Annotated in this window: 6 protein-coding genes, 2 tRNA genes and 3 rRNA genes; 5 read left to right on the top strand and 6 right to left on the bottom strand. The window is 49.0% G+C overall.

The genetic code is table 11. The annotated features are described in order from the left end of the window. Positions 1 to 12 precede the first annotated feature (12 nt). Positions 13 to 1125 (top strand): hypothetical protein, encoded by a 1113-nt coding sequence (locus GRF55_RS04710; protein ID WP_220369371.1) that lies wholly within the window; start codon positions 13 to 15, stop codon positions 1123 to 1125. Positions 1126 to 1334: 209 nt separating this feature from the next. Here GRF55_RS04710 and rrf read toward each other — a convergent pair. The 5 genes from rrf to GRF55_RS04685 all read right to left on the bottom strand — a co-directional run bounded on the left by rrf (position 1335) and on the right by GRF55_RS04685 (position 6853). After that, positions 1335 to 1447, bottom strand: a 5S ribosomal RNA gene (gene rrf, locus GRF55_RS04705). A 235-nt stretch (positions 1448 to 1682) separates the two neighbouring features. Beyond that, positions 1683 to 4593, bottom strand: a 23S ribosomal RNA gene (locus GRF55_RS04700). 227 nt (positions 4594 to 4820) lie between these two features. Next, a tRNA-Ala gene (locus GRF55_RS04695) sits at positions 4821 to 4894 on the bottom strand. 215 nt (positions 4895 to 5109) lie between these two features. Continuing rightward, positions 5110 to 5183, bottom strand: a tRNA-Ile gene (locus GRF55_RS04690). Positions 5184 to 5322: 139 nt separating this feature from the next. Further along, positions 5323 to 6853, bottom strand: a 16S ribosomal RNA gene (locus tag GRF55_RS04685). The 16S, 23S and 5S rRNA genes sit together here with 2 tRNA genes alongside, the layout of an rRNA operon. Before the next feature lie 17 nt (positions 6854 to 6870). Between GRF55_RS04685 and GRF55_RS04680 the strand changes: the two genes are divergently transcribed. The 4 genes from GRF55_RS04680 (at position 6871) to GRF55_RS04665 (ending at position 10786) form a co-directional block, all read left to right on the top strand. Beyond that, positions 6871 to 7008 (top strand): hypothetical protein, encoded by a 138-nt coding sequence (locus GRF55_RS04680; RefSeq protein WP_220368030.1) that lies wholly within the window; start codon positions 6871 to 6873, stop codon positions 7006 to 7008. A gap of 951 nt (positions 7009 to 7959) precedes the next feature. Next, positions 7960 to 8367, top strand: a complete 408-nt coding sequence (locus GRF55_RS04675; protein ID WP_220369370.1) for a DUF4332 domain-containing protein — start codon at positions 7960 to 7962, stop codon at positions 8365 to 8367. Positions 8368 to 8658: 291 nt separating this feature from the next. After that, positions 8659 to 8955 carry an HU family DNA-binding protein gene (locus tag GRF55_RS04670; RefSeq protein WP_255563859.1) on the top strand — a complete coding sequence of 99 codons (297 nt, stop codon included), beginning with the start codon at positions 8659 to 8661 and terminating at the stop codon, positions 8953 to 8955. Positions 8956 to 9211: 256 nt separating this feature from the next. Next, entirely contained in the window at positions 9212 to 10786 is a 1575-nt protein-coding gene (locus GRF55_RS04665; RefSeq protein ID WP_220369368.1) for an Rne/Rng family ribonuclease, read from the top strand. 85 nt (positions 10787 to 10871) lie between these two features. Here the strand turns inward: GRF55_RS04665 and GRF55_RS04660 are convergent, their stop codons facing one another. Next, a complete protein-coding gene (locus tag GRF55_RS04660) occupies positions 10872 to 11624 on the bottom strand; it encodes a tRNA1(Val) (adenine(37)-N6)-methyltransferase (RefSeq protein WP_220369367.1) in 753 nt (250 codons plus the stop codon). Positions 11625 to 11691: the final 67 nt, after the last annotated feature.

The following is an 11691-nucleotide window of genomic DNA, read 5'->3' as shown; positions in this document are numbered from 1 at the left end:
ATCAAGGAAATTATGAAAAAGATTTTATTTCTATTGTTGTTTGTCTTAACAGCTAACAACAACGTGTTCAGTCAAAACAAAGATGACGAAAGTTCTGAAATTATTATCAATTTGGAACGCATTTTTCCCTATGGTCTTCCGAAAAACATCAAAGGCTATGCCACGGACCATAAAGGAAAAGACAGCCTTTTTTTGGACATGAAGTTCAAATTATGGTCTACTGAAGATGAAGAGATCAATTACAACCTCGTTCAGCAAATCATAAATGGAAGAGATACCGTCCATTTTGCGTATGGCATAGAAACACCTATTATGAATTATGGACTTTTCAAAGACGGATATATAGGATTTAAAGGGAACGATATAGGACAAATTGCCATCATCAATTATTCGATAAAACGCTTCATGGAAGAATTTGAAGAAGATGGAGGAAAATATGGAACAGACACCCGATTAGTCCTAAATAAAGAGGGATTTGCCAAATGGGCTTTGGATATAGAAACTGCCAGAGGATACGGAGGATACGTCTTCAATTATGATGAAGAACATCATATTATATCCATCTCTTCTCCACATGGTGACAACTATTTCAATCAGGATCAATTGCTTTCCCGTACATATCCGAACATAGAAGTACATGAACCAAGCATAGGCAACCTTCTATTCAGAGATTATGATGTAATCCCTTCACATGCTTTTGGACATTATTTAACGCGTTCCTATTATTGCAACCTCGAGAACCCCATATTTAATAATTCCGGTATCATGGTAGATATGCTTTTGGATTTCAATCCTGCCACTCTTCTCTATTATGCAGGCCTCCTAGGGCTTCCATGCTCGTTCTTACCTAATACTTGTTACGAATCGGGAACAAGATATGAATATGATGGTGATGGTTTGAATTTTGTCAAAAAAAGTACATTCACTTGGGCGTTTTCTAATTATACAAAAAAGACAAAGTCTGGGGAAACTGAATCTATTGAACTACCAACAGAGGTCGTAATAGACTATACTTATGACTTAGAGAAGCTTGACGGCACTAAGTTAACGAGAACGGACAAGAAAAAGATACTAAATGAGATACTAAATGAGCCCCAAAAAGTGGTTTTCACTTTTGAGTGGTAATACTCATATATGTTCTATCAAACATATTCAATCTTAATTAAGAGCTTCGTCAGTTAAGAGGGTATGCCCCATAAAAGGCTTACCCTCTTTCTGTTTATCCTTTCTTATTATATAATCAGCTCCTGTACTCATAGAACAGCCTTACCCCTTGCCAACAAAAAAGGCGGGTGCTCCAGTCAGGAACACCCGCCTCAAAAATAAATTCAAAAAAACGGCAGCCACCTACTCTCCCGCATTGCATTGCAGTACCATCGGCGCAAGCGGGCTTAACTGCTCTGTTCGGAATGGGAAGAGGTGGGACACCGCCGCAATAACCGCCATAAATCTCTCTGCCGACAAATCATCGTGAACGATAGCGTCATAACGAAAGGCGTAATAACGATATAACGGTATAACGGAATAACGCCAACACCACAACACGACATCGCGACATATACGATTGACATCATGCACAGGCAAAACGACAAGCAGAAGGAACTGCCATAACAATACACACTGTATTCATACGCCGGCATACTTGCCGGCACATCACGACAGACAGAAGAACATGCCACAACGGAAAAAAGCGTTCGGGCAATTAGTAAGGCTCGGCTTTGACGTCACCGTCTTTACACCTGCCTCCTATCAACGTCCTCGTCTCGGACGACCCTCAAAGGAGCCCTCATCTCGCGGATGGCTTCGCACTTAGATGCTTTCAGCGCTTATCCTTACCAGACGCGGATACCCGGCGGTGCACCTGGCGGCACAACCGGTAAACCGGAGGTCTGTCCAACACGGTCCTCTCGTACTAGTGCCAGACCCGCTCAAGACTCCAACGCCCGCGATAGATAGAGACCGAACTGTCTCACGACGTTCTGAACCCAGCTCGCGTGCCACTTTAATGGGCGAACAGCCCAACCCTTGGGACCTTCTCCAGCCCCAGGATGTGACGAGCCGACATCGAGGTGCCAAACCACCCCGTCGATATGAGCTCTTGGGGGGGATCAGCCTGTTATCCCCGGAGTACCTTTTATCCTTTGAGCGATGCAGTTTCCATACACTTGCACCGGATCACTATGCCCCAGTTTCCTGCCTGCTCGGCATGTCTGCCTCCCAGTCAAGCGCCCTTGTGCCATTACACTCCAACGGCCGGTTACCAAACGGCCAGAGGGCACCTTTGGAAGCCTCCGTTACGCTTTTGGAGGCGACCACCCCAGTCAAACTGCCCACCAAGCAGTGTCCGCATAAAAACACGCGTTAGGACTCAGGCGCAGGAAGGGCCGTATTTCAAGGATGACTCCATAAATACTGGCGTACCTACTTCAAAGTCTCCGGCCTATCCTACACATCCGGCGACCAAGTCCAGTGCTAAGCTGCAGTAAAGGTTCACGGGGTCTTTTCGTCCCATCGCGGGTAATCGGCATCTTCACCGATACTACAATTTCACTGGGCTCATGGTTGAGACAGCGTCCGGATCATTACACCATTCGTGCAGGTCGGAACTTACCCGACAAGGAATTTCGCTACCTTAGGACCGTTATAGTTACGGCCGCCGTTTACCGGGGCTTCAATTCAATGCTTCACCCAAAGGGCTGACATCTCCTCTTAACCTTCCGGCACCGGGCAGGTGTCAGGCTGTATACGTCATCTTTCGAGTTTGCACAGCCCTGTGTTTTTGATAAACAGTTGCCTGGACCTGGTCTCTGCGCCTCACAATAAAGTGAGGACCCCTTCTCCCGAAGTTACGGGGTCAGTTTGCCTAATTCCTTAACCATGAATCACCCAACGCCTCAGTATACTCTACACGACCACCTGTGTCGGTTTGCGGTACGGGTTCCCACACAATTAACGCTTAGCGGGTTTTCTCGGGAGTATGATTACCCACACTATCCACCGTCCCAAAAGGGACGACGGTACTCTCAGGGTCGGCTCTGCGTACGGATTTGCCTATACGCATCGGCGCCTACACCCTTCAACGCACTACTCCGGCAGTGCGCGGCGGTTCCACTGCTCCGTCACCACATCGCTCATGGGGGAAGTCACGGAATGTTGACCGTGAAGCCATCGGCCTCGCCACTCGGCTGAGCCTTAGGACCCGACTGACCCCGGGCTGATCAGCATCGCCCGGGAAACCTCGGTCTTGCGGCGGGGGCGGATCACACGCCCCTAATCGTTACTTATACCTACATTTGCGTTTCCGTGCGCTCCAGGATAACTCACGTACACCATTCAACGCACACGGAATGCTCCCCTACCGATACTATAAATCAATATACTATCCCGCGCCTTCGGTGGCTGCCTTATACCCGATTATTATCCACGCCCGGACCCTCGACCAGTGAGCTGTTACGCACTCTTTGAATGAATGGCTGCTTCCAAGCCAACATCCTGGCTGTCACGGGGACCGGACTTCGTTAGACTAACTCAGGCAGCACTCGGGGACCTTAGACGGCGGTCCGGATTCTTCTCCTCTCGGGCACGGACCTTAGCACCCGCGCCCTTACTGCCGCGCTACTACGCGTGAGCATTCGGAGTTCGTCAGGACTTGATAGGCGGTGAAGCCCTCGCATCCTATCGGTCGCTCTACCTCTCACGCGAAACACGCGACGCGGCACCTAAATGCCTTTCGGGGAGTACGAGCTATCTCCGAGTTTGATTGGCCTTTCACTCCTACACACAACTCATCGGGAAGCTTTTCAACGCTTATCCGTTCGGGCCTCCATTCCGTGTTACCGGAACTTCACCCTGGCCATGTGTAGATCACTCGGTTTCGCGTCTGCCACCACCGACTAAACGCCCTGTTCAGGCTCGCTTTCACTGCGGATAACGCGTCTCGTGACGCTTAACCTCGCCGGCGACGGCAACTCGTAGGTTCATTATGCAAAAGGCACGCCGTCACATGCAAAAACATGCTCCGACCGCTTGTAGGCGCACGGGTTCAGGAACTATTTCACTCCCCTGCCAGGGGTGCTTTTCACCTTTCCCTCACGGTACTAGTACACTATCGGTCTCACGGGAGTATTTAGCCTTACCGGATGGTCCCGGCAGATTCACGCAGGATTACTCGTGTCCCGCGCTACTCAGGATACCGCTAGGCCATGCATTGCTACGAATACGGGGATATCACCCTCTCTGACGGAACTTTCCAGATCCTTCTTCTCGCAATACACATACCACAGCGCGGTCCTACAACCCCGGACATGCGCAAAGCACACGCCCGGTTTGGGCTCTTCCCCGGTCGCTCGCCACTACTGGGGGAATCATTCAGTTATTTTCTCTTCCTCGGGGTACTAAGATGTTTCAGTTCCCCCGGTTCGCCTCCTTACAAAATACGTAAGGATGACCGTCCTTCAGACGGCCGGGTTGTCCCATTCGGAAATCCGCGGATCAATGGTCATTTGCACCTACCCGCAGCTTATCGCAGCTTATCACGTCCTTCATCGCCTCCGTGAGCCAAGGCATCCACCGTGCGCCCTTGCTCGCTTTATCTCCGCACTGCACGATACTCTGAAAGACTAACCCGCAAAAGCAGGAAAGCCGACAAAGCACGGCAGGCATATACTTCTGGCTGTCAAAATTGTATTGTTGTTGATTCAATCTACTTACAGTCTTGCCTGTGTCAATATGTCAAAGAACGATTCCATAGGATATCCGGACAACACGAACCGCAGCGCAAACCGCGGAAACGCGAAAAAACCAAGATACCGACGGACAAGTGGAGAATAACGGATTCGAACCGTTGACCCCCTGCTTGCAAAGCAGGTGCTCTAGCCAGCTGAGCTAATCCCCCGTGACTGGAATAATTGATAATTGATAATTCATAATTGATAAATATGATTACTAGTGGTATGTCAAGTCAACATATCTGTCAATTGTCAATTGTCAATTCTCAATTAACACTCGCGTAGTCCCAGGCAGACTTGCTACCTAGTACACATTGGCTCTCGCCCATGTGTAGTCCCAGGCAGACTTGCTACCTGGTACACATTGGCTCTCGCCCATGTGTAGTCCCAGGCAGACTTGAACTGCCGACCTCCACATTATCAGTGTGGCGCTCTAACCAACTGAGCTATAGGACTCCGTGATGGTATCCGAGCGGGAACAGCGCCCAGCCTCGCCTCTCTCAATAATATCCGATAGACAGGAAAAGTAGCGGGATGGACAAAACCATACAATATATAAATATACATACCATAAAAAACAGGCATCCATCTCCAGAAAGGAGGTGTTCCAGCCGCACCTTCCGGTACGGCTACCTTGTTACGACTTAGCCCCAATCACCGGTTTCACCCTAGGCCGACCCTCGCGGTCACGGACTTCAGGCGCCCCCGGCTTTCATGGCTTGACGGGCGGTGTGTACAAGGCCCGGGAACGTATTCACCGCGCCATGGCTGATGCGCGATTACTAGCGAATCCAGCTTCACGGGGTCGGGTTGCAGACCCCGATCCGAACTGGGAACGGCTTTCAGGATTAGATGACTGTCACCAGACACCAACTCGCTGTACCGCCCATTGTAACACGTGTGTAGCCCCGGACGTAAGGGCCGTGCTGATTTGACGTCATCCCCACCCTCCTCCACCTTGCGGCGGCAGTATCCACAGAGTGCCCAGCATAACCTGATGGCAACTATGGAAAGGGGTTGCGCTCGTTATGGCACTTAAGCCGACACCTCACGGCACGAGCTGACGACAACCATGCAGCACCTCCACAGCAGTCCCGAAGGACCTCATCATCTCTGAATCGTTCTGCTGCAGTTCAAGCCCGGGTAAGGTTCCTCGCGTATCATCGAATTAAACCACATGTTCCTCCGCTTGTGCGGGCCCCCGTCAATTCCTTTGAGTTTCACCGTTGCCGGCGTACTCCCCAGGTGGGATGCTTAACGCTTTCGCTTGGCCGCTCACCAATAAATGGCAAACAGCGGGCATCCATCGTTTACCGCGCGGACTACCAGGGTATCTAATCCTGTTCGATACCCGCGCCTTCGAGCTTCAGCGTCAGTAAAGCAGCAGCAAGCTGCCTTCGCAATCGGAGTTCCTCGTGATATCTAAGCATTTCACCGCTACACCACGAATTCCGCCTGCCTCCTGCATACTCAAGAACACCAGTTCGCGACGCAGTGCCATGGTTGAGCCACGGCATTTCACGTCACGCTTAGCATCCAGCCTACGCTCCCTTTAAACCCAATAAATCCGGATAACGCCCGGACCTTCCGTATTACCGCGGCTGCTGGCACGGAATTAGCCGGTCCTTATTCATAGGGTACATGCAAAAAGGTATGCATACCTCACTTTATCCCCCTATAAAAGCAGTTTACAACCCATAGGGCCGTCATCCTGCACGCTACTTGGCTGGTTCAGGCTTACGCCCATTGACCAATATTCCTCACTGCTGCCTCCCGTAGGAGTCTGGTCCGTGTCTCAGTACCAGTGTGGGGGACCTTCCTCTCAGAACCCCTAAGGATCGACGGCTCGGTGGGCCGTTACCCCGCCGACTACCTAATCCTACGCATCCCCATCCCATGCCGATCAAATCTTTCGTGCAAATCTGATGCCATCTTCGCACAACATAGGGCATTAATCCGTCTTTCAACGGGCTGTTCCCTGGCAGGGGGAAGGTTGGATACGCGTTACGCACCCGTGCGCCGGTCGCCATCAACAAGAGCAAGCTCTCGTCATGCTGCCCCTCGACTTGCATGTGTTAAGCCTGTAGCTAGCGTTCATCCTGAGCCAGGATCAAACTCTACATTGTAAAAAAAAATATCGACGATGACACGCCATATCCCAAAAGACCGCAAGACCCACAAAGGGAAAAGCGGGAAGGGAAACAAGCGCGCACCGAATAATCTGTCTCAGAACGCCTGTCCGGTAGTATCGGACCGCCCCACAAAGGGGCGGATGAATTGACGGTTCGTCACAACGTCTCCAGCGCCCAAAGGGCAAAGGGACGTCCCGTACTACTTCCTCGTCTATGGAAAACTTTCAAAGAACTCTTTCTGTGCAACCGGAAAAAAACCGGAAGGCTGACACCCGAAAATGGGCGAAAGCGAGTGCAAAGGTAACACTATTTTCCGAAACAGCAAACTTTTTACGGACTTTTTTTCGGAAAAATAAAAAAAAATAATGAAAGCAAGGAATAACGACAGGGAAAAAAGAAAATAAAACGAAAAACACACATTATTATATATAACGCGCGCGAAAGAAGAAAAAAGGGGAAAGGGAAACCGACCCAATAAAACAGGCGAACACACCAAGCCACCCCTACCCCAAGGTTGACAACCTGTGGCGGACAGCATACCAGCCTGCACGAAAAAGGAAAAGACTGCAACGGAACAAATCCTCATAACCACCAGATAATCAGAGGATATTGCAGCGAGCGTCGGCAGAAAACGCAAGGGACGTTGGGCGAAAGGGGAACTTTCATTAACCAAACTCGTACGAAGTTGCATACCAAACTCGTACGAGATTGCACACCAAAGTCGTACGAAGTTGCATACCAAACTCGTACGAGATTGCATAGCAAAGTCGTACGAGATTGGTCAACGACGGAGGAACTTTCGGGGAACGAAAGGTGCAGGACCGCCGAATGAACAGTGCAGAACTGCAGAACGGATGGCGCATAAAGAACAGATAAAGAAGGAGGAAAGGGATTAGAAACAGGAAGATGCCGCTCTGTTGACACACGGAAATGCCATGAATATAAAGCGACAAATAGCGTAATGGGGTCTTACGTTTTGGGGAGGATTATTAAGAACAGAACGTTAAAATATATTATAATCCCTAAGTTATTTCTCTTTTTTGAACCATTTTATGTATCTTTGCGTAAGTATTTTTTTATTAAACTAAATAAGAACGCTTATGATTTACAAGATTATTGACATTGAAGGCATCGGTCCTATTTATGCAGAGAAGTTGCTTGCTGCTGGTATTGAGACCGACAAGCAGTTGTTGGAAAAATGTGCCAAGCCTGCAGGGCGTAAGGCGCTTGAAGAGGAGACCGGAATCTCCGGTAAACTGATTTTGACATGGGCGAACCATGCCGACCTGATGCGTATTGACGGTGTTGGTCCTCAGTTCTCTGAACTGCTTGAGGCTGCTGGTGTTGATACGGTGAAGGAGTTCCGCCACCGGGTTGCGGAAAACCTCCAGCCGAAACTAGAAGAAGTGAACGGAGAGAAGCATCTCGTGGGACGCGTGCCCAGCTTGAAAGAGATTCAAGACATGATTGACCAGGCAAAAGCACTGGACCCCGTCATGGAGTATTAAATTCTCTTTTCCGATTGAGTAAGTGGCAGGGAGCTTCGCACGAAGCTTCCTGTCGTTTTTTTGAAGGGGTTCGTGCAGCGATGGTATCGCTGCTTACGGGGGAAGGCGTTTTTCGAACTATAATTCTGCTGATTCATTTGGGGCTTTTGCGGAGATAAATAGGTGTATATTAAGCATTTCTAAAAAGAAAAAAGGTCTGTTTGCGCAAAAAAAACAAAATAAATTTCGGTATCACAGCAAAAACTTGTATATTTGCACACCCAAATGGGATGATATAAAATAATCATTACAATAAAACAAGCTAAGAATATGACAAAAGCAGAAATTATCAACGAGATTTCCAACCAGACAGGTATTCCCAAGAAGGATGTATCTATCACGGTTGAGTCACTGATGGAAGTGATTAAGAACAGTTTACTTGAGAAAGAGAATGTTTACCTTCGTGGTTTCGGTAGTTTCATTGTGAAGCACAGAGCAGAGAAAACAGCTCGCAACATTTCGAAGAACACGACAATTACTATTGCTGCCCACGACATTCCCAGTTTCAAACCCGCCAAGAGTTTTGTCAGCAAGATGAAGGGTGAATAAGAACGTTAGGAGCAGGTAAGAATATTTATTTTATTAACATAACACGACTTTATTATTATGCCAAACGGAAAAAAGAAGAAGGGCCACAAGATGGCTACTCACAAGCGTAAAAAAAGACTAAGAAAGAACAGACATAAGAACAAGTAAATCTTGTCAAGTCAGTCTTTCCGACTGAGAGGTATGCCAAACGGCTTTTTGAGTAAGCCGATTGGCATGCCCTTTTTGGTATTCATTCACTAAGTTTAATCAAAGGAACATGACTAGCGAAGTAGTAATTGATGTGCAGGACAAGGACATTTCGATTGCGCTCATGGAGGACAAGAACCTCGTTGAGTATCAGTCGGAACCGCGTTCGGCATCATTCTCTGTCGGCAACATCTACATTGCGAAGGTGCGTAAGATCATGCCTGGTCTGAACGCCTGTTTTGTAGATGTGGGCTCTGAACGAGATGCCTTTCTTCACTACCTTGACTTAGGGAATCAGTTTAACTCTTATGCGAAGTATCTCAAACAAGTAGGGAGCGACAAGAAGAAACTTTATCCATTCTCCAAGGCGTCACGCCTTCCCGACCTGCCGAAAGACGGCAACATTGCCACAACCCTTACGGTCGGTCAGGAAGTGATGGTGCAAATTGTAAAGGAACCTATTTCGACGAAAGGTCCACGACTTACGGGTGAGCTCAGTTTTGCCGGAAGAAACATTGTGCTCATCCCCTTTAACGATAAAGTATCAGTCTCTTCAAAAATCAAGAGCGGCGAAGAGCGTGCCCGCCTCAAACAACTCATTCAGAGCATCAAGCCCAAGAACTTCGGCGTTATCGTGAGAACTGTTGCCGAGGGAAAACGTGTGGCAGAACTCGACTCTGAACTGAAAGTGCTTTTGAAGCGCTGGGAAGACGCCATCACCAAAGTTCAGAAGACGGAAACCCGTCCGCAGCTGGTGTTTGAAGAGACAGGAAGAGCGGTAGCCATGCTCCGCGACCTCTTCAACCCTACTTATGAGAACATTTATGTGAACAATGAGGAAGTCTGCAATGAGGTGAAGCACTATATTTCACTCATAGCCCCTGAAAAGGCGAATATAGTGAAGCTCTACACAGGCAACACTCCCATCTTCGACAATTTCAACATCACGAAACAACAGAAGTCCAGTTTCGGAAAGATTGTCAACTACAAAAAGGGAGCATATCTCATCATTGAACACACCGAAGCCATGCACGTGGTTGACGTCAACAGCGGAATCCGCACGCGCTCGGAAAACGGTCAGGAAGCCAACGCCCTCGAAGTGAACTTAGGAGCTGCCGACGAATTGGCACGACAGCTGCGCCTTCGCGACATGGGCGGAATCATCGTCGTTGACTTCATCGACATGAACAAGGCGGAAGACCGGCAAATCCTCTATGAGCGCATGTGCAAGAACATGCAGACCGACCGCGCCCGGCACAACATCCTCCCCTTGTCGAAGTTCGGACTGATGCAGATTACCCGTCAGCGAGTACGTCCGGCAGTCGATGTCAATGTAGAGGAGACCTGTCCGAGCTGCTTCGGAAGTGGAAAGATTAAATCGAGCATTCTTTTCACAGACCAACTTGAGAGTAAAATTGACAACATGGTCAACAAGATCGGCATCAAGAAATTCTATTTGCACGTACACCCCTACGTCGCAGCCTTCATCAACCAAGGCTTTATCAGCCTGAAACGAAGATGGCAGATGAAATACGGGTTGGGCGTGCATGTCATCTCCTCGCAGAAACTCGGATTCCTGCAATACGAGTTCTACGACGATAAGCGGCAGTTTATCGACATGAAAGAGGAAAACGACAAACACTAAAAACGGCGAGGAGTTCACCCAAAAAAGGTTGAACTCCTCGCTGTTTTCTCATGCCTCTTCCCTGCTTCGTGCTTTCAAGGAAAGCCTATCCCTGCGACGGTTTGAGGTAGAACCCCGAAGTCAAGTTTTCATACCATTCCGACCGCCTATGGTTCTCCCCTTCCAACACCGCTTCCGTACGCTCCAGTTCCAGCACGGGATGCTTGGAGAATGCCAACAGATAGCGCCGCGGAGCCTTTTGTGGTATAGTGCGCACCGCACATATTCGCGTCTGAAACAAACCTGCCAGCCGCGCCTCGTCCTGAAAATCCGCAAGACAATCGAAAGGTATGATTGAGGAAAACACCCCGTCGTCCGTCAGCAGACGCGAGACTGCCTTGAACAAATCCGCATAAGTCAACGTGTCAGTATGTCGAGCCGTCCTGCGCGCCATGTCCGGATTCTTCAACGAATGGTTGAAATAAGGCGGATTGGAGACTATCGAATCAAAGAACGCCGTTTTCCCATGACCTTCCACGAGAGCCCCTCCTCCCTTTTCACACATAAAATCCAATGCACCGACATGATTTATTTCCATACGCTCCGAAAAAGGCGAATCAGACACATTTTCCATTGCCTGCCTGCATGCCACGTCATCAATATCTATCCCCGTCACGCGAGCATCAGGAAAACGCTGTGCCATCATCAAGGCGATGAGTCCCGTCCCCGTTCCGATATCCAAGATTTGCCGACCGCCGGCAGCCCATGCCCCCAGCAGCACGCCATCGGTACCCACTTTCATCGCGCACGCACCCTGCCTGACCGTGAATTGCTGAAACTTGAAGTAATCGTTAGACATCGTGAAACCCATTTACTGCGACAAAGTTACTGCAAAGTATAGAAAACACGAAATAAAAACGAGACAA

Origin of the sequence: Prevotella sp. Rep29 (genome assembly GCF_019551475.1) — a bacterium.
In the GTDB taxonomy this organism is placed as follows: Bacteria; Bacteroidota; Bacteroidia; order Bacteroidales; family Bacteroidaceae; genus Prevotella.
Note: the sequence above shows the minus strand (reverse complement) of the source record. Positions and strands in the feature narration are given on the sequence as shown.